Annotated in this window: 12 protein-coding genes, 15 tRNA genes and 3 rRNA genes; 3 read left to right on the top strand and 27 right to left on the bottom strand. The window is 40.0% G+C overall.

Translation table 11 applies throughout. From position 1 onward, the window contains the following. Positions 1-37 precede the first annotated feature (37 nt). From dnaG to QJV49_RS10135, 26 genes are all read right to left on the bottom strand, one after another. Positions 38-1,951, bottom strand: coding sequence for a DNA primase (dnaG, locus tag QJV49_RS10260; protein WP_225511537.1), 1,914 nt, complete (start codon positions 1,949-1,951; stop codon positions 38-40). Between the two features lie 179 nt (positions 1,952-2,130). After that, a tRNA-Ser gene (locus QJV49_RS10255) sits at positions 2,131-2,218 on the bottom strand. A gap of 42 nt (positions 2,219-2,260) precedes the next feature. Further along, positions 2,261-2,334 (bottom strand) — tRNA-Ile (locus QJV49_RS10250). 26 nt (positions 2,335-2,360) lie between these two features. Beyond that, a tRNA-Gly gene (locus tag QJV49_RS10245) sits at positions 2,361-2,431 on the bottom strand. Positions 2,432-2,441: 10 nt separating this feature from the next. After that, positions 2,442-2,514 (bottom strand) — tRNA-Phe (locus tag QJV49_RS10240). A gap of 7 nt (positions 2,515-2,521) precedes the next feature. Next, positions 2,522-2,595, bottom strand: a tRNA-Ile gene (locus QJV49_RS10235). A 12-nt stretch (positions 2,596-2,607) separates the two neighbouring features. Beyond that, positions 2,608-2,681, bottom strand: a tRNA-Met gene (locus tag QJV49_RS10230). Positions 2,682-2,718: 37 nt separating this feature from the next. Then, positions 2,719-2,792 (bottom strand) — tRNA-Pro (locus QJV49_RS10225). A 5-nt stretch (positions 2,793-2,797) separates the two neighbouring features. Further along, positions 2,798-2,871, bottom strand: a tRNA-Arg gene (locus tag QJV49_RS10220). Positions 2,872-2,910: 39 nt separating this feature from the next. Next, positions 2,911-2,982: transfer RNA gene (locus QJV49_RS10215), tRNA-Gly, on the bottom strand. 26 nt (positions 2,983-3,008) lie between these two features. Beyond that, positions 3,009-3,081 (bottom strand) — tRNA-Thr (locus QJV49_RS10210). A gap of 12 nt (positions 3,082-3,093) precedes the next feature. Continuing rightward, positions 3,094-3,175 (bottom strand) — tRNA-Leu (locus QJV49_RS10205). An 8-nt stretch (positions 3,176-3,183) separates the two neighbouring features. Further along, positions 3,184-3,256, bottom strand: a tRNA-Lys gene (locus tag QJV49_RS10200). 17 nt (positions 3,257-3,273) lie between these two features. After that, positions 3,274-3,346, bottom strand: a tRNA-Asp gene (locus QJV49_RS10195). 29 nt (positions 3,347-3,375) lie between these two features. Next, positions 3,376-3,448, bottom strand: a tRNA-Val gene (locus tag QJV49_RS10190). A 3-nt stretch (positions 3,449-3,451) separates the two neighbouring features. Beyond that, positions 3,452-3,567: ribosomal RNA gene (gene rrf, locus QJV49_RS10185) — 5S ribosomal RNA — on the bottom strand. 83 nt (positions 3,568-3,650) lie between these two features. Further along, a 23S ribosomal RNA gene (locus tag QJV49_RS10180) occupies positions 3,651-6,551 on the bottom strand. 138 nt (positions 6,552-6,689) lie between these two features. Beyond that, positions 6,690-6,762, bottom strand: a tRNA-Ala gene (locus QJV49_RS10175). Between the two features lie 93 nt (positions 6,763-6,855). Beyond that, positions 6,856-8,402, bottom strand: a 16S ribosomal RNA gene (locus QJV49_RS10170). Together the 16S, 23S and 5S rRNA genes with 15 tRNA genes alongside form the textbook arrangement of a ribosomal RNA operon. Positions 8,403-8,811: 409 nt before the next feature. Then, a complete protein-coding gene (gene tig / locus QJV49_RS10165; RefSeq protein WP_225512686.1) occupies positions 8,812-10,095 on the bottom strand; it encodes a trigger factor in 1,284 nt (427 codons plus the stop codon). Between the two features lie 156 nt (positions 10,096-10,251). Continuing rightward, complete coding sequence (locus tag QJV49_RS10160; protein ID WP_225512685.1) at positions 10,252-10,443, bottom strand: DNA-directed RNA polymerase subunit beta; 192 nt, start codon at positions 10,441-10,443, stop codon at positions 10,252-10,254. Then, a complete protein-coding gene (gene murA / locus QJV49_RS10155; RefSeq protein WP_225512684.1) occupies positions 10,443-11,723 on the bottom strand; it encodes a UDP-N-acetylglucosamine 1-carboxyvinyltransferase in 1,281 nt (426 codons plus the stop codon). The genes QJV49_RS10160 and murA overlap by 1 nt, the downstream gene beginning before the upstream one ends. A 92-nt stretch (positions 11,724-11,815) precedes the next feature. Continuing rightward, positions 11,816-12,595, bottom strand: coding sequence for an inositol monophosphatase family protein (locus QJV49_RS10150; RefSeq protein WP_225512683.1), 780 nt, complete (start codon positions 12,593-12,595; stop codon positions 11,816-11,818). Continuing rightward, positions 12,561-12,842, bottom strand: coding sequence for a UPF0223 family protein (locus tag QJV49_RS10145; RefSeq protein WP_225512682.1), 282 nt, complete (start codon positions 12,840-12,842; stop codon positions 12,561-12,563). Before QJV49_RS10145 ends, QJV49_RS10150 begins: the two co-directional genes overlap by 35 nt. 90 nt (positions 12,843-12,932) lie before the next feature. Continuing rightward, positions 12,933-13,319: a transcriptional regulator Spx gene (gene spx / locus QJV49_RS10140; RefSeq protein WP_010905435.1), complete on the bottom strand. Its 387-nt coding sequence runs from the start codon at positions 13,317-13,319 to the stop codon at positions 12,933-12,935. 160 nt (positions 13,320-13,479) lie between these two features. Then, the gene (locus QJV49_RS10135) at positions 13,480-14,004 is read right to left on the bottom strand and encodes an SLOG family protein (protein WP_225512681.1); all 525 of its coding nucleotides are present in this window, start codon (positions 14,002-14,004) and stop codon (positions 13,480-13,482) included. Positions 14,005-14,084: 80 nt separating this feature from the next. On the opposite strand from QJV49_RS10135, the gene recU reads away from it, so the two are divergent. The 3 genes from recU to QJV49_RS10120 all read left to right on the top strand — a co-directional run bounded on the left by recU (position 14,085) and on the right by QJV49_RS10120 (position 17,436). Beyond that, positions 14,085-14,723, top strand: a complete 639-nt coding sequence (gene recU, locus QJV49_RS10130) for a Holliday junction resolvase RecU (RefSeq protein ID WP_225512680.1) — start codon at positions 14,085-14,087, stop codon at positions 14,721-14,723. Positions 14,724-14,790: 67 nt separating this feature from the next. Next, the gene (locus QJV49_RS10125) at positions 14,791-16,803 is read left to right on the top strand and encodes a transglycosylase domain-containing protein (protein ID WP_225512688.1); all 2,013 of its coding nucleotides are present in this window, start codon (positions 14,791-14,793) and stop codon (positions 16,801-16,803) included. Then, positions 16,804-17,436, top strand: coding sequence for an MBL fold metallo-hydrolase (locus QJV49_RS10120; RefSeq protein ID WP_225512679.1), 633 nt, complete (start codon positions 16,804-16,806; stop codon positions 17,434-17,436). Positions 17,437-17,473: 37 nt separating this feature from the next. Here the strand turns inward: QJV49_RS10120 and QJV49_RS10115 are convergent, their stop codons facing one another. After that, the gene (locus tag QJV49_RS10115) at positions 17,474-18,559 is read right to left on the bottom strand and encodes a LysM peptidoglycan-binding domain-containing protein (protein ID WP_225512678.1); all 1,086 of its coding nucleotides are present in this window, start codon (positions 18,557-18,559) and stop codon (positions 17,474-17,476) included. Between the last annotated feature and the right edge of the window lie 123 nt (positions 18,560-18,682).

The following is an 18,682-nucleotide window of genomic DNA, read 5'->3' as shown; positions in this document are numbered from 1 at the left end:
TCATTAAATAGACTAGCCAATTGTCAGTAAAAAATTATCATAATTTTTTCTTTTGGTTAATAATCTGAAGAGTCAACTCTAAGACACGTTCTTTGTTTCCTGCTTTCTCAGCAGTTGCCAACTGTTGAATGAGTTCTTCAAATTTTATTTGTTCCATTTCATTAGAAAAAATGGAAACTAAGTCATTGATTTCCTGACTTGATGCTGTATCAGGTAAATCTAAACTTATAATCTGGTAAAACAGACTACGTTCTTCGTCTGACAGCTCACTTGCTAAGTGTGATTCATCAATTTGCTCATAAACCATTGCTTCAAGCAAGATTTTATCAAATAAATCCTGATAACGCTTATGGACGAATCTAAAATTTTCATCTTGAGAAAATTTTTTCAAAACTGATGAATGATAAATCATTCGATGGAGTAGCATTTCTTCGGCCTTTTCCGAACGTGACAACTTAGGAACCTGAACAGATGGCTGAATAACTTGAGCCGGTTCACTTCTTCTGTAAGTTTGTTGAGTTTTAACATTATTCTCATAATAAGCCTCCTCAAAATCTACAGGCATGACCGATTCAAGACTAGAATAATCATTTTCGTCAGTAAAACTTTCGGTCAAACTTGAAGCTTCTAAATTACTGACAGAATGGTCAGTAATTGTCATATTTTCACGCCGTAAATTTACAGCCTGCTCCACTTGATTATACTCGAAATCAGGCAAAATCTCAACTAATTTTCTTATATAAGCATCCTGCGCCGTAATTGATGGGAGCTTTGCAATCATAGGAGAAATCTGTTCAATAAAATCAAGTTGCGTTTGTAAATTAGCAAGGTTTTCAGGTCTCAAATAATCAATTAAAAATTCAATGGGTTGAATACGCCCCGTTTCCATTAAGGCAGATAATCCCTTCAAACCATAATTTTTAGAATACTCATCTGGATCAAGTCCTTCTGGAACCTTTACAATCTGTACAGCAGATTCACCAATCAAATCAATGGCCTTATAAATTGCATTTTGCCCAGCAGAATCTCCATCATAAACTAATACGAATTTTTTTGCCATTTGTTTCAAACGGCGGACGTGTTTTTCGGTTAATGCCGTCCCCATTGAGGCAACAACATTATTTATTCCAGCTTTATAAGACGCAATAACATCCATAAAACCTTCCATTAAATAGACTTCATGCTGCTTTGAAATTGTTGGTTTTGCTTTATCTAAATTCCAAAGTTCATAAGATTTATCAAATATAGTTGTTGCTGAAGTATTAATATATTTGGCTTTAGAATCATCATTTTCCTGCCATTTACGTCCAGAAAAACCAATTGTCTGTCCATATTCGTTGGTGATTGGAAACATGATTCGGTTCGTAAAAGCATCAAAAACTTTATTATTTGAGAAATGAAATAAACCAGACTTTGCCATAATTTCTTCATCAAACTTATTTGATAAATTTTTAAAAATAAAATCATTTTCTTCAGGAGCTAAACCAATATTAAATCTCTTGATTACATCATCAGTAATCCCCCGCTCCTCAAGATATTTCCTAGCCCGTTCACCCAACTCCGTTGACATCAATAGAATATTGTATAAACGAGCAGCCTGGTTATTGATTTCAAACAATGGTGCATTTGGATTATTTTTTTCTTCTCTATCATCAGAAATGTTAAGAGTAACTCCTGCAAAATCAGCCAGTTCCTTAACAGCATCAACGAATCCAACTTGATTGTATTCTTTTAAAAACTCAATCACATCACCAGAGCGCCCACAACCAAAACAATGATAAAAACCTTTTTCAGCATTTACATTAAAGGAAGGAGTTTTCTCACCATGAAAAGGGCATAAACCAATATAATTCTTACCTGTACGACTTAAAGCAACATACTGTGAAATTAAATCAGCAATATTAACTTTTGACTTTAAATCATTAACAACCTCAGTGTCAAGTGAAACCATAATCTCCCCCTTCCTTCCCTACGATTAATCATAAAAGTAATCTCATAAAATAAGTATAACACTTCAGAAAGGTTCATAATCATCATTCATTTTCTAAAATAAATATAACTTACGAAATCTTACTGAGTTTATGGCTTTAAAGTCTAAAAGACGCCTATTAAAGAATAGACGTCGAACAAAGGGGGGTAAGGGATTCGAACCCTCGCGCCGGTTTCCCGACCTAACGATTTAGCAAACCGTCCTCTTCAGCCTCTTGAGTAACCCCCCATAGGCTTATTAACAATGAATAGATACGTTACATATCCATTATGGGAATTCCAGGATTCGAACCTGGGACCCCTGCGTTATCAACACAGTGCTCTAACCAACTGAGCTAAACTCCCAAATTACTGTTTTCAATTGAAAACTAAGCGGATGACGAGAATCGAACTCGCGTAGCCAGCTTGGAAGGCTGGGGTTCTACCATTAAACTACATCCGCTAACAAAGAATGGCGCGAGACGGAATCGAACCGCCGACACATGGAGCTTCAATCCATTGCTCTACCAACTGAGCTACCGAGCCAAAGATATGGATCTTGCTGGATTCGAACCAGCGACCGATCGGTTATGAGCCGATAGCTCTAACCAACTGAGCTAAAGATCCAGCTGATAAATATAGCGGCGAAGGGGATCGAACCCCCGACCTCTCGGGTATGAACCGAACGCTCTAGCCAGCTGAGCTACACCGCCATTTTTGACCTAAGTCAAATTGATGTAAAAACATCAATCGGGAAGACAGGATTCGAACCTGCGACACCTTGGTCCCAAACCAAGTACTCTACCAAGCTGAGCTACTTCCCGTTATATGCAAGCGGTAGGATTCGAACCTACAACCGCCTGATTCGTAGTCAGGTACTCTATCCAGTTGAGCCACGCCTGCAAATAACAATTAGATATATAACTAGCAATAATACTAGTAAGCGAACGACGAGATTCGAACTCGCGACCCCAACCATGGCAAGGTTGTGTTCTACCCCTGAACTACGTTCGCACTTAAACTTTGTGTCTTAACGACAATGCCGACTACATGATTCGAACACGCGACCCTCTGATTACAAATCAGATGCTCTACCAACTGAGCTAAGTCGGCTAATACCTAGTATGCGGATGAAGGGACTTGAACCCCCACGCCGTTAAGCGCTAGATCCTAAATCTAGTGCGTCTGCCAATTCCGCCACATCCGCTAGGATTATGACCCGTGCTGGGCTCGAACCAGCGACCCTTTGATTAAAAGTCAAATGCTCTACCAACTGAGCTAACGAGTCATTAGTATTTCTACTAACGGTTCTGACGGGAATCGAACCCGCGATCTTCGCCGTGACAGGGCGACGTGATAACCGCTACACTACAGAACCTTTATTCACTTAATGGCTGAAACAACCAATGGGAGTTAACGGGATCGAACCGCTGACCCTCTGCTTGTAAGGCAGATGCTCTCCCAGCTGAGCTAAACTCCCAAAACTTGGCCACTTGCCTATCTCCCAGGGGGCAACCCCCAAGTACTTCCGCCGTAGATGGACTTAACTTCTGTGTTCGACATGGGAACAGGTGTATCTCCATCGCAATGATGACCAAATCATTAAATGTTACCTTGAACATTCAAAACTAAATAACAATTCTTCTAACTTCTAAACCTTAAGCTTTTTATATTTGACTCTTTTGGTAAAGTCCTCGAGCGATTAGTACTGGTCCGCTCCAAGTCTCGCAACTCTTCCACTTCCAGCCTATCTACCAGATCATCTCTCTGGGCTCTTAATTCTTACGAATGGGTAATCTCATCTTGAGGTGGGCTTCGCACTTAGATGCTTTCAGCGCTTATCCCTTCCCTACATAGCTATCCAGCCGTGCTCCTGGCGGAACAACTGGTACACCAGCGGTAAGTCCATCCCGGTCCTCTCGTACTAAGGACAGATCCTCTCAAATTACCTACGCCCGCGACGGATAGGGACCGAACTGTCTCACGACGTTCTGAACCCAGCTCGCGTGCCGCTTTAATGGGCGAACAGCCCAACCCTTGGGACCGACTACAGCCCCAGGATGCGACGAGCCGACATCGAGGTGCCAAACCTCCCCGTCGATGTGAACTCTTGGGGGAGATAAGCCTGTTATCCCCAGGGTAGCTTTTATCCGTTGAGCGATGGCCCTTCCATGCGGTACCACCGGATCACTAAGTCCTAGTTTCCTACCTGCTCGAGTTGTAGCTCTCGCAGTCAAGCTGGCTTTTACCTTTACACTCTACGATTGATTTCCAACCAATCTGAGCCAACCTTTGAGCGCCTCCGTTACTCTTTAGGAGGCGACCGCCCCAGTCAAACTGTCCGTCAGACACTGTCTCCCTGGCCGATTATGCCAGCGGGTTAGAGTAACCATAAGTCAAGGGTAGTATCCCAACAACGCCTCAATAGAAACTAGCGTCCCTATTTCAATGGCTCCTACCTATCCTGTACATGACTTACAGGTACTCAATATCAAACTACAGTAAAGCTCCATGGGGTCTTTCCGTCCTGTCGCGGGTAACCTGCATCTTCACAGGTACTAAAATTTCACCGAGTCTCTCGTTGAGACAGTGCCCAAATCATTACGCCTTTCGTGCGGGTCGGAACTTACCCGACAAGGAATTTCGCTACCTTAGGACCGTTATAGTTACGGCCGCCGTTTACTGGGGCTTCAATTCATACCTTCGACTTACGTCTAAGCACTCCTCTTAACCTTCCAGCACCGGGCAGGCGTCACCCCCTATACATCACCTTGCGGTTTAGCAGAGAGCTGTGTTTTTGATAAACAGTTGCTTGGGCCTATTCACTGCGGCTGGCTTTTACACCAGCACCCCTTCTCCCGAAGTTACGGGGCTATTTTGCCGAGTTCCTTAACGAGAGTTCTCTCGATCACCTGAGGCTACTCGCCTCGACTACCTGTGTCGGTTTGCGGTACGGGTAGATATGACTTTACGCTAGAAGCTTTTCTTGGCAGTGTGACATCAGAGAGTTCGCAACCGTAGTTGCTTCCCCATCACAGCTCAATGTTAGAGAGAAATGCATTTGACACATCTCACACCTCACTGCTTAGACCAGAATCCATTAACTGGCATCTCTTAGCCTACTGCGTCCCTCCATCACGATCATATCTAGTACTGGAATATCAACCAGTTGTCCATCGACTACGCCTTTCGGCCTCGCCTTAGGTCCCGACTAACCCAGGGCGGACGAGCCTTCCCCTGGAAACCTTAGTCTTACGGTGGATAAGATTCTCACTTATCTTGCGCTACTCATACCGGCATTCTCACTTCTTAACGCTCCAGCACTCCTCACGGTATACCTTCTTCGCGGTTAAGAACGCTCTCCTACCATTGATAAAATATCAATCCAAAGCTTCGGTAATATGTTTAGCCCCGGTACATTTTCGGCGCAGGGTCACTCGACTAGTGAGCTATTACGCACTCTTTGAATGATAGCTGCTTCTGAGCTAACATCCTAGTTGTCTGTGCAACCCCACATCCTTTTCCACTTAACATATATTTTGGGACCTTAGCTGTTGGTCTGGGCTGTTTCCCTTTCGACTACGGATCTTAGCACTCGCAGTCTGACTGCCGAACATGTGTATTAGCATTCGGAGTTTATCTGAGATTGGTAATCCTAGACGGACCCCTCACCCAAACAGTGCTCTACCTCCAATACACTTACATTTCGACGCTAGCCCTAAAGCTATTTCGGAGAGAACCAGCTATCTCCCAGTTCGTTTGGAATTTCTCCGCTATCCACAAGTCATCCAAACACTTTTCAACGTGTCCTGGTTCGGGCCTCCAGTGCGTCTTACCACACCTTCACCCTGCTCATGGATAGGTCACTAGGTTTCGGGTCTACATCATGATACTAAGTCGCCCTATTCAGACTCGGTTTCCCTACGGCTCCGTCTCTTCAACTTAACCTCGCATCATAACGTAACTCGCCGGTTCATTCTACAAAAGGCACGCTCTCACCCATTAACGGGCTCGAACTTCTTGTAGGCACACGGTTTCAGGTGCTATTTCACTCCCCTCTCGGGGTTCTTTTCACCTTTCCCTCACGGTACTGGTTCACTATCGGTCACTAAGGAGTATTTAGGGTTGGGAGATGGTCCTCCCGGATTCAAACTGGATTTCGCGTGTCCAGCCCTACTCAGGATACTGCTAGGTATAAGCGCTATTTCGTCTACGGGATTATTACCCTCTTTGATTAACCTTCCCAGGTTATTCGACTATAATGCTTAAGTCCACGTTGCAGTCCTACAACCCCAAGAAGCAAGCTTCTTGGTTTGCCCTTCTTCGCGTTCGCTCGCCGCTACTTACGAAATCGTTTTTACTTTCTCTTCCTGCAGGTACTTAGATGTTTCAGTTCTCTGCGTTACCTTTACATGAGCTATGTATTCACTCATGAATAACTGCTAGTAGCAGCTGGGTTTCCCCATTCGGAGACCTAGGGATCAATGCGTACTTACTGCTCCCCCTAGAATATCGTCGTTAGTCACGTCCTTCTTCGGCTCTTAGTGCCAAGGCATCCACCGTGCGCCCTTATTAACTTTGCCATGATGATTTAAAATCATCGTTTTTCAAGTATAAGTTTGTAAATTCTTTAAAATTCACAGCTTTTGGTTTATTTATCGTTATTAGATATTGTTATTTAGTTTTCAATGTTCAAGTGATTTTAACGTCTTGTCTGACAATGGAGCCTAGCGGGATCGAACCGCTGACCTCCTGCGTGCAAAGCAGGCGCTCTCCCAGCTGAGCTAAGGCCCCACAATCAAGAAGTTGATTCTTGCTTAGGTTTATGACTAAACCCCTCAAAACTGAATAAAGTTGAATGCTCACGTCTTTGTATATATTCCTTAGAAAGGAGGTGATCCAGCCGCACCTTCCGATACGGCTACCTTGTTACGACTTCACCCCAGTCATCGGTCTTACCTTAGGAAGCGCCCTCCTTGCGGTTAGGCAACCTACTTCGGGTACTCCCAACTCCCGTGGTGTGACGGGCGGTGTGTACAAGGCCCGGGAACGTATTCACCGCGGCGTGCTGATCCGCGATTACTAGCGATTCCGACTTCATGTAGGCGAGTTGCAGCCTACAATCCGAACTGAGAATGGTTTTAAGAGATTAGCTAAACATCACTGTCTCGCGACTCGTTGTACCATCCATTGTAGCACGTGTGTAGCCCAGGTCATAAGGGGCATGATGATTTGACGTCATCCCCACCTTCCTCCGGTTTATCACCGGCAGTCTCGTTAGAGTGCCCAACTTAATGATGGCAACTAACAATAGGGGTTGCGCTCGTTGCGGGACTTAACCCAACATCTCACGACACGAGCTGACGACAACCATGCACCACCTGTATCCCGTGTCCCGAAGGAACTTCCTATCTCTAGGAATAGCACGAGTATGTCAAGACCTGGTAAGGTTCTTCGCGTTGCTTCGAATTAAACCACATGCTCCACCGCTTGTGCGGGCCCCCGTCAATTCCTTTGAGTTTCAACCTTGCGGTCGTACTCCCCAGGCGGAGTGCTTATTGCGTTAGCTGCGATACAGAGAACTTATAGCTCCCTACATCTAGCACTCATCGTTTACGGCGTGGACTACCAGGGTATCTAATCCTGTTTGCTCCCCACGCTTTCGAGCCTCAGTGTCAGTTACAGGCCAGAGAGCCGCTTTCGCCACCGGTGTTCCTCCATATATCTACGCATTTCACCGCTACACATGGAATTCCACTCTCCTCTCCTGCACTCAAGTCTACCAGTTTCCAATGCATACAATGGTTGAGCCACTGCCTTTTACACCAGACTTAATAAACCACCTGCGCTCGCTTTACGCCCAATAAATCCGGACAACGCTCGGGACCTACGTATTACCGCGGCTGCTGGCACGTAGTTAGCCGTCCCTTTCTGGGTAGTTACCGTCACTTGATGAGCTTTCCACTCTCACCAACGTTCTTCTCTACCAACAGAGTTTTACGATCCGAAAACCTTCTTCACTCACGCGGCGTTGCTCGGTCAGACTTTCGTCCATTGCCGAAGATTCCCTACTGCTGCCTCCCGTAGGAGTTTGGGCCGTGTCTCAGTCCCAATGTGGCCGATCACCCTCTCAGGTCGGCTATGTATCATCGCCTTGGTGAGCCTTTACCTCACCAACTAGCTAATACAACGCGGGATCATCTCTGAGTGATGCAATTGCATCTTTCAAACTTAAAACTTGTGTTTAAAGTTTTTATGCGGTATTAGCATTCGTTTCCAAATGTTGTCCCCCGCTCAAAGGCAGATTCCCCACGCGTTACTCACCCGTTCGCTGCTCATCCAGTCGGTACAAGTACCTTCCTTCAGCGCTCAACTTGCATGTATTAGGCACGCCGCCAGCGTTCGTCCTGAGCCAGGATCAAACTCTCAAATAAAGTATTTAAGTCACCGTAGTGACTGGCTTGTCTTTCATTATTGATTGACAGATTTTTGATGTCCTTAGACATCACATGAGTCATTCTTCTTTATTCAGTTTTCAATGGTCTAGCTTGTCGCTCTTCGACTCACGTCTCTCGCGACAACTATTATATTCTATCAAACCTACTCCGACTTGTCAACAATTAACTGTCCCTTTTACGGTTTTTTTTAGCTTACATCCGTTAAACCCCGCTGTTATCATGTTTTACTACATATTTTTTTTATAACTTATACTCACAATTAGATTGATTTTTTACTTATTATGATAAATCCATGAACTAAATCTCACTCAAAATTCGAATTAATGATAAAAAAATAAGCACCAGTAGTTACTGACGCTTATTTTTTTATCATTATTATATATAATTATTTTACTTTTGCTGTTGTTGCAATAACTTCTACTGCTTTTTTCATTGCAATATCATGTTTAAGCATATCAACTGGAAGAAGTTTTTCAACTTGTTCAACAGGCATGTTGTATTGACCAGCAAGATCTTCAATTTCTGCTTTAACTTCTTCATCTGAAGTTGTAAAGTTTTCAGCAGTAGCGATTGCTTCAATTACCAAGTTTGTACGCACGCGTTTGTCAGCGTCTGCTTCATATTGTTTATGAAGATCATCTTCAGAAGTTCCAGTAATTTGGAAGTACATTTCTGGAGAGATTCCTTGTTGTTGCATTCCACCAAGAAATTCGTTCATAGCGCGATGAACTTCTTCGTGAATCATTTCTTCTGGAATTTCTTTGATTTCAGCATTGGCAACAGCAGCTTCGATTGCAGCAGTTTCTACAGCATCATCATAAGCTTCTGCTTTTGATTCTTCAAGTTCTTTACGGAATTTAGCTTTAAGCTCATCCAAAGTTTCAACTTCTTCGTCAATATCTTTAGCAAGTTCATCATCAAGTTCTGGCAATTCTTTTGCTTTTACTTCATTAACAGTTGTAACAAAGAGTGCTTCTTTACCAGCAAGGTCTTCAGCTTGATAGTTTTCTGGGAATGTAACTTTAACTTCTACAGTTTCACCAGCTTTAGTTCCAACAAGTTGTTCTTCAAATCCTGGAATGAATTGACCTGAACCAAGTTCAAGGCTGTGGTTAGAACCTTTTCCACCTTCAAATTCAACACCATCAACTGAACCAACGAAGTCAATAACAACAGTATCACCATTTTCAGCAGCAGTTTCTTTTACTACAAGTTCAGCTAAATTGTTTTGAGAGTTAGTCAAGCGCGTTTCAACTTCTTCGTCAGTAACTTCTTTTGTTGCTTCTACTTCAACTGTAAGGTCTTTGTAGTCCCCAAGTGAAACTGTTGGTTTTACAACAACTTCTGCAGTCAATTCCCAGTCAGAACCTTTTTCCATTTTTGAAACATCAATTTTTGGTTGTGCAACTGGTTCGATACCAGCTTCTTTTACAGCTGCATCATAAGCAGTTGGAAGAACAGCATTTAAAGCTTCCTCAAAAAGTGCTTCTTCGCCATACATTTTATTGAACATTTGACGGCTGATTTTCCCTTTACGGAAACCAGGAACGCTAATGTTAGCTTTTACTTTATTAAAGGCTTTATCAAGCCCAGTTTTAATTGTTTCTTGATCAATTGAAAATGAGAGTGTACCTTTAGTATCACTAGTTTTTTCAAAACTTACAGTCATTTTTTTCTCCTTATTTTGAGCCTAAACTCAGAAATTCATACCTTTCAAGAATAGCATAAAATCCGCTATATTTCAAGAAATACTAGCTTTTTGAGCCTATAATATGTTATTTTTTGTAAAAATAAATGCTCGATTCCTAGAAAATCGAGCATTTTATTATTTTGTTGGACTGAGTTTAGTCATGACTTCTTTCCATAAATCATGATTGAAAATGTTCGATGGATTTCCTCCACCTAGAAAACCATAACCAACCATAAGTCCTAAAACGGCGGCAACAACTAATAGGACTATCACTAAAATAATGAGAGATACTCTTAGTCCTAAAAATTTTATGGTTTTCTTAAACATTATTCTTCTCCGTCTTCGTCTTTAACGCGAACAATATCAGCGCCTAAATTTTTCAATTTTTCATGGAATTTGTAATATCCACGATCTAAATGGCTCAGTCTTCTTACAGTTGTTTGACCTTGAGCAACTAATCCCAAAAGAATTAAGGCAGCACTCGCTCTTAAATCTGTTGATTTTACTGCTGCTCCTTGCAAATTAGAATTTCCTTGAATTAAAGCTGTATTTCTTGTGATATCAACTTCCAATCCCATACGACGCATTTCTTCTAAATGTTGGAAGCGATTTTCAAACACTGTTTCTACCATTACAGATTCTCCAGCTGCAATAGCCTGAGCAGCTGTCATTTGAGATTGCATATCGGTAGGGAATCCTGGATGTGGCAAAGTTTTGACACTTGTTGCTTTAAGTTTTTGAGGACCAACCACTCGTAAACCTGTTTCTTCTTGAGTAAAGTTAACACCCATTTCACTAAGTTTTGAGATCAAAGGACGGTTGTGTTCAGCAATTGCATCCTTAATTAAAACATCTCCTTGGGTCATTGCAGCGGCCACCATAAAAGTTCCTGCTTCAATTCGGTCTTGAACAACGGAATGTTTTGCACCGTGCATTTTTTCCACACCTTTAATTATGACTGTATCTGTTCCAGCGCCTTTAACATTTGCTCCCATTTTATTTAAAAGATTTGCTAAGTCAACGATTTCTGGTTCACGTGCCGCATTTTCAAGTGTTGTTGTTCCTTCGGCTAATGTCGCTGCAAGAATAAGATTTTGAGTAGCTCCTACTGATGGAAAATCAAGATAGATATGAGCTCCTTTTAATTTGTCCGCTTTAGCTTCAATATAGCCAGCATTTTGAGTAATTGTAGCCCCCATTTGTTCAAACCCACGTAGATGCAAGTCTATTGGACGAGAACCTATTGAGCAGCCTCCTGGCATTGAAACTCGAGCTTGACCGTTACGAGCTAAAATCGGTCCCATGACAACGATTGAAGCACGCATTTTACTGACATACTCATATGGAGCAGTTGTTTTTATTTCAGTATTTGAATTAGCAATAATTTTTTTGGATTCTTGGTCAAAACTGATCGCAGCTCCAAGATGATCAACTAAATTATTCATCATAAAAACGTCACTTAAAATAGGGACATTAGTAAGTATAACTTCCCCCTCACTAGCGAGTAATGTTGCTGCAAGAAGAGGAAGAACGGCGTTCTTAGCTCCTTCAATTTCAACTTCACCTTGAAGTCTTGTTTGCCCGCCTTTTACAATTATTTTATCCATTATTAATTCCTATTTTTCCTCTATTTTTTATTTTATATTTTTAGATTATATCATAAAAACACCCTCAATTTTTCAGAAATATTTCATCATATTTAATTTTTGATGTATTTTTGTATTTCAGAAATTAAGTAGGAGGGAGCAGTAAACACTTGCTCCCGGCAGTTAAATTGGGGGGGATTACCAGATATTGTCAGTGTAACATATCCTATTTTTTCTGCAATGATACTTCCAGCTGCATAATCCCAAGGTTGAAGATTACTAAAATAGCCAATTATTTTTCCTTCCAAAAGATGACCATAACTGATGCCTGCACTGCCAATGATACGGACGCCTAAAGTTTGATGGCTTAAATCTAATAAACCTCCACTATTGGATCTATACATAAAGCTGTTAACTCCAAGCAAGCTTTGAGACAAGGGTCTTCTTTTGAGTTCAAGTTCCTTTTGATTACAAAAGGCTTTGTGGGTATCACACCAATAGAGTTTATCCTTCATTACATCAAGAATCAGGCCAAATTTTCCAATGCCATACTCATAATAAGCAAGCATCACGGCAAAATTATCTTTTTGCACAATAAAATTTGTTGTCCCATCGATGGGATCTAACACCCACAAATGTGGAATTTCTGAATTGAACTTTATTTTCTCATCGTCTTCTTCAGCTAGAATTTTATCTTCGGGAAAATGATGGAGAATGCTAGCTATTATTTGCTTTTGAACTGCTTTATCAAAATTTGTCACTAAGTCATCATAGCGAGTCTTTTCGATAATTTCCAAGGGGGAACTGATATTTTCTTTTAAGAAAGTTCCGGCATCTTTTACCCAATCTTTTGCTAATTCAAGCCTTGTCAGCACTGACAAATCGTTTTCCACTGGCTTTTACCTCCTTGACTGCATGATAAAGTGAGTAACCACTGCTTAGTTCAAAATCACGTCCAAGCTGTTTTTCTTGCATTTTTGAGGGTACGATCTTTTTGAAAGCAGTATAGGATTCTAGAAAAACTTCTTTTTCAACTTTACTTTCATAAAATTTTTCAACTTGATTGAAAAAAGAAAGCACTTCTGTCATTTCCGTAGTACTCCAACTTAAATCAAGAGGATAATTATAATTTTCTTTCATGTTTCTCCTGCCTTGGTCGGGCTAAAAATCTATAAAATGCAACAAAATTTACTGACAGAAATTCTGTCAGTAAATTTTGTTGCTTAAATCTTAATCTATTGTACTTAACATCTCTGCACGTCGATACTCACGTGGTAAAAATGCACGAATTTCATCTTCATTAAAACCTATTTGTAGGTGCTTTGAGTCAGTAATAATTGGACGTCTTAATAGGTTTGGAAATTCTGTTACCAAATCTAATAGCTCATTAATAGTCAAATTATCAACATCCACAGCCAATTTTTGAAAAACTTTTGACCGTGTCGAAATAATATCTTCTGTTCCATTTTCCGTTTTCGTCAAGATATGACGCAAATCGTTTGTTGTCATCGGTTGTGTCAAAATGTTGTGCTCTACAAAGGGAACCTTATGGCTTTGCAACCAAGCGCGCGCTTTACGGCAACTGGTACATGATGGCGACAAATATAAATCAATCACAGTCCTATTTCCCATCCTTTTAAAATTATCAGTAAGCTTATTTTTTCTCCTCATTGGATAAAAACTAATTTACATCTGCTAAGTATTATACCAAAATTAATACGGCAAAAAAAGTGACGTTATAGTTTTGACCCATTATTTTATTCCAAAAATTACGAAATTATTCATTCATCTCCTCAAATGTTTCTTGTAAATCTTCAAAATCAAGCAAAAAAACTTCATAATTAGGGCTTTGTTTCATTTTTTCAACCATATATTTTAATTTTGTCTCATTTTCTTCATCGTAAAAAACAAAGGCCGCTTCTGTATTTTCCAGTAAAAAATCATTATACTGACGGAATTGAGTGGGACTATCATAACTTTCAAAAGCATATTTCACAAAATCTACTTGTTTAAAAGCCGCAAGTTTTACTTGGTTATTTTCATTCCAATTTTGCCCATGTGTTTCAAAGGAAAAAATTGTTCCAATCTGAAATTCATAATCTGTTTGAAGTTCCTTTGCTACTTCTAATGCCCAATATTCAAATCCTAAGTTACCTGTAAAAATAATCCAACGAAGTCCATCCTCCAAAAAATTGATTAATTTTCTTCTAATTGTTTTTTTTATTATTGATATCTTTATGTCTTTTTCATTGAAAATACCCAGGTCGAAACTTGTATAACCCATGATTAGTAGTGAATTCATAAATATTTTCCCCTTGTAAAATTTATGTTATAATAGACATTATATAACTAACTGAGAATTTTATAAAGGTAGAAAACAGAATGGTTAATTATCCTAATGGAAGGTTGCGAACTCACAGCACTGTTCCTAAGAAAAAAACACAGACAGGGCCGTCAGTAACTAAAAAAAGCATCTCAAAAACTAAAGGGATTGTTGCCTTCGGTAAGCGAGGAATGAATTTTGAAGCTGAAATTAATGCAACAAATGATTATTATCTTTCTCATGGGCTTGCGGTTATCCACAAAAAACCAACTCCAATACAAATTGTTAAGGTAGATTATCCACAAAGAAGTCGTGCAAAAATCACGGAGGCTTATTTCAGGCAAGCCTCAACTACTGACTATTCTGGAGTCTATAAAGGGCATTATATTGATTTCGAAGCAAAAGAAACACAACAAAAAACAGTTTTTCCTTTAAAAAATTTCCATGAACATCAAATTGTTCATATGAATAATGTCCTATCTCAAGGGGGAATTGCTTTTGTTCTCTTGCATTTTGCAAGGCTAAATGAAACATATCTTCTTCCTTCTTCGCGCTTGATTACTTTTTATTACGAAAAAAACGGTTTAAAGTCAATTCCGATTTCTTACATTCGCGAAAAGGGCTATAAAATCGAAACAAACCACATCCCTAGAATTCCATATCTAGAAATTGTGAATAAACTTTGTGAGGTACAGTAAAATTTCTACTAAATCTAAGAAAAATAAGCAAAAAAAACGTGCAAAACGTGGATCTGCTAAATCGAAAATGTGGACGGCAGTAAAACTCTTCTTAATTGCCTTCTTTTCTTTAATTATTCTAGCACTGGCCGCTGGGGGTGCAGTTTTCATCTATTACGCTAAAGATGCCCCTACACTCAGTTTGGATAAATTAGAATCCAAACCTTCTCCGAAAGTCTATGACTCTAGTGAGAATCTTGTGGCAACTTTGGGAGCTGAACAAAGAAATCTTGTTAAAACAGATAACATCCCGGTCGCCTTAGTTAATGCTGTTACCTCTATTGAAGATCACCGTTTTTTTAATACTCGTGGAATTGACCCTATTCGGATTGCTGGAGCTTTTGTTAACAACCTAAAAGGTGGCTCTCTAAATGGTGGATCCACTCTCGATATGCAATTAATTAAACTTTCATTCTTCTCAACTGATGAATCGGACCAAACTTTAAGTGTTAAGGTTCAAGAAGCATGGATGGCTCTAAAATTAGACCAAAAATGGACCAAGGAACAAATTTTTACTGCTTATGTTAATAAAGTGAATATGGCAAATGGTTATTATGGAATGGGAACTGCAGCTCAAGCTTATTATGGTAAAGACTTAACGGATTTATCCATCGCTCAACTTGCCCTCCTTGCCGGAATGCCACAAGCTCCTAACACTTACAATCCATATACTAATCCTACTTCTGCTAAATGGCGCCGTGATATGGTTATCCGTGCGATGCGTCGTTATGATAAAATTACAGCCGAAGAAGAAAAGAAAGCTTTGGCGACACCGATTGATGATGGACTTCAACCTTTAAAATCAAGTGTAACAATTCCAAGCTATGCTGATAATTTCCTCAAACAGGCTATTGCTCAAGCTAAGACTTTGGCTGGAAATGATATTTTGACTGAAGGGGTTAAGATTTATACAACGCTTGATACAACCGCACAGCAAAATCTCTATAACATCGTTAATACTGGTAATTATATAGAGTACCCAGACGATTCAATGCAAGTTGCTTCAACTGTTACTGATGTTAAAACGGGCGCTGTCATTGCGCAAATTGGTGGCCGTAATCAACCTACTAATGTCACCTTTGGCTTTAACCAAGCGGTTCAAACTGACCGAGATTGGGGCTCAACGATGAAACCAATTGTTGATTATGGTCCCGCTTTTGAAAACAATATTTATACTTCAACTAATGATTATGTTTCTGATTCACCAACTACTTATCCAAATGGAACCCCTTTAAAAAACTGGGATAATACTTATTTTGGTTCAATGACTGTCAAAAGTGCCTTAGCACTTTCACGTAACATCCCAGCTGTTAAAACTTTAATCAATGTTGGACTAGATAATTCTAGTAAATTTGTTAACGGTTTAGGGATTAATTTGGATCCTATGCAATATTCTAATGCTATTTCTAGTAATACTAGCACGAAAAACGGTGGAGCAAGTTCCGAACAAATGGCCGCTGCTTATGCCGCCTTCTCAAATGGTGGGATTTACACTAAACCTTATTATGTTTCTAAAGTTGTTTTTCCTGACGGTCGAACAGTTGAGTACAAACCAGCTCGTTCACGAGCAATGCAAGCTTCAACAGCCTATATCATGACCAATATTCTTCAAAGTGTTTTAACTTTACCACTTTCCCAATCTGTAGGTTCATATGCTGCTGTTCCTGGCTTAGCTGCTGCGGGTAAAACCGGAACATCTAACTATACTGATGATGAAATGACTAAAATAAATGAAAAATATGGTTCTGTTCCAGGTTTCGCTGGCTCAATGGTTTCTCCTGATGAAAACTTTGTTGGCTATACTCCTCAGTACTCAATGGCTGTTTGGACTGGTTATTCAAATCGTATGACGCCAATTTATGGTACAAGTACTCGGATTGCTACTAAAGTCTTCTCAGCAATGATGACCCAACTTAATCCTGACCCTTCTTCTGTTGCAGCATGGACTATGCCTGAGGGTGTTAGTCAAGAAGGAACTGCTATTGTAAAAACAAATAGCTCAGGTCAAACAATAAGTCAATCTTCTGCTAATGGTGGCTAAATGAAAATTGAAAAAATTGTTAATAAAATTGCTCAGGAGAATACATATCTCCTGAGCAATTCTACTTCTCATCTCATTATTGATCCTGGAAGTGACTCGTCAGAACTTCTTGAACGTCTTAAAATGACTGACAAAAAGATCAGTGCAATTTTACTGACACACGCTCATTTCGATCACATTATGGGGCTGAATGAACTAAGGAAACATTTCCCTGATGTTCCTATCTATCTTCATTCAGCTGAAAAAGAATGGATGAAAAATCCTAAATTAAATGCATCACTCTTTTTCCTAGGAACTGCTGTGACTGGCCCTGAAGCTGATTATTTTTATGAAATTAATCAGCTTTACGATATCGACTCTTTCAAGTTTCAAGTACTCGAAACGCCGGGACATTCTATTGGTGGAGTAAGTCTGCTTTTTACATTGGAAACTGAGTCTTTTGCATTCAGTGGAGATGCACTTTTTAAGAATGCAATAGGACGCTGGGATTTACCTACTGGCAATCATGCGCAACTTTTAAAATCAATTCGTGAGCAGCTCTTCACACTTGATGAAAATACTCAAGTCTTTCCTGGTCATGGTTCAAAAACAAGTATTGGTACTGAAAAACAAAATAATCCTTTTTTCCAATAAAAAAAGTTACTGATTCTATTGTCAGTAACTTTTTTATTTAAATTCTAATTGTTTGTCCTGGATGAATCATGTCATTAATTCCAAATCCATTGAGGGCTGCTAATTGGTCAGCTGTCATACCATTTGCTGTGGCAATTGAATAAATACTATCTCCATTTTGAATTGTATAACTGTTTGAAGTCGTTGTGCTTGAAGTTGCTGCACTACTACTTACAGTTACTTGCAATACTTGTCCTACTTGAAGCATTGAATTAACATCATAAATTCCATTAGCTGACATCAATGATGAAACAGTCATTCCATATTGTTCCGCAATCGAATATAAACTATCTCCGGATTTGACGGTATAGGTAGAACTTGACGATACATTGGAAGTCGTATTTGTATTTGTTGTAGTTGTGCTAGCGCCAGCAACTTGCAAAACTTCTCCTACATGGATATCGTTCGCATTTTCTAAACTATTTGCTGACACAAGTGCATCAACAGTTGTACCATATTGGGCAGCGATTGCTGATAATGAATCTCCCTCTTGTACTTTGTATGTGCCAGCTGAATTTGTTGAGGCTGATGAGCTGGTTGTAACAGCAGTTCCTCCCGACACTTCTCCTCCTCGGTCATAAACACTTAAACCAAGTTCAGAAATCACACTATTCAATTTAGAGGCATAAGTTGGATCTGTGGCATAGCGTCCTTCAAGCCAAGCTGTTGCATCCAAGTAAGAGCTTGTATTTTCACGCCAAGCACCAGAATAATATGATGAAGAACGTAACATTTTAGCTTGGGCAACACATGCGTCATAAACTGAGCTATAAGCTTGGAAGGGTTCAACAACATTCGTCATTGTTCCATTCAAATACTCTTGTGTTGGCAGATAAACAGGTGTGCCAGAAGTGTATTTAACTCCAAAAATGTTATTATAATTGCTTGCTAAGGCACTTTGGCCACCACTTGATTCTAAAATTCCTTGGGCAATCATTACTGATGGATAAAGTCCGTAGTCATTTGCCACTGGTACCGCAGCGTTAATAATTTCTTGAACGGATGCAGCTTGCGCTTTAATCCCACCCAGACTTGCCAAAGCAACAATTGACGCACCAAGCGCTAATTTATGTTTCTGTTTCATCGAGTCTCCTCTTTTAATATTAGATAATTTTTGACTAAAACATGCCAATTGTATTTTTATTGTTACTTACTAGTATAAAAATTTTCTGGCGATTTGTAAAGTCTTTTCTTTGTTATTTTTTTT

The organism is Lactococcus sp. NH2-7C (assembly GCF_029953655.1).
Classification (GTDB): Bacteria; Bacillota; Bacilli; order Lactobacillales; family Streptococcaceae; genus Lactococcus; species Lactococcus lactis.
This window is presented reverse-complemented; position numbering and strand designations above follow the sequence as displayed.

Excerpts from the sequence above, each read along its gene's own strand:
- dnaG (WP_225511537.1), bottom strand. The coding sequence starts at position 1,951 with ATGGTTTCACTTGACACTGAGGTTGTTAATGATTTAAAGTCAAAAGTT.
- tig (WP_225512686.1), bottom strand. The coding sequence starts at position 10,095 with ATGACTGTAAGTTTTGAAAAAACTAGTGATACTAAAGGTACACTCTCA.
- QJV49_RS10160 (WP_225512685.1), bottom strand. The coding sequence starts at position 10,443 with ATGTTTAAGAAAACCATAAAATTTTTAGGACTAAGAGTATCTCTCATT.
- murA (WP_225512684.1), bottom strand. The coding sequence starts at position 11,723 with ATGGATAAAATAATTGTAAAAGGCGGGCAAACAAGACTTCAAGGTGAA.
- QJV49_RS10145 (WP_225512682.1), bottom strand. The coding sequence starts at position 12,842 with ATGAAAGAAAATTATAATTATCCTCTTGATTTAAGTTGGAGTACTACG.
- QJV49_RS10135 (WP_225512681.1), bottom strand. The coding sequence starts at position 14,004 with ATGAATTCACTACTAATCATGGGTTATACAAGTTTCGACCTGGGTATT.
- recU (WP_225512680.1), top strand. The coding sequence starts at position 14,085 with ATGGTTAATTATCCTAATGGAAGGTTGCGAACTCACAGCACTGTTCCT.
- QJV49_RS10125 (WP_225512688.1), top strand. The coding sequence starts at position 14,791 with ATGTGGACGGCAGTAAAACTCTTCTTAATTGCCTTCTTTTCTTTAATT.
- QJV49_RS10120 (WP_225512679.1), top strand. The coding sequence starts at position 16,804 with ATGAAAATTGAAAAAATTGTTAATAAAATTGCTCAGGAGAATACATAT.
- QJV49_RS10115 (WP_225512678.1), bottom strand. The coding sequence starts at position 18,559 with ATGAAACAGAAACATAAATTAGCGCTTGGTGCGTCAATTGTTGCTTTG.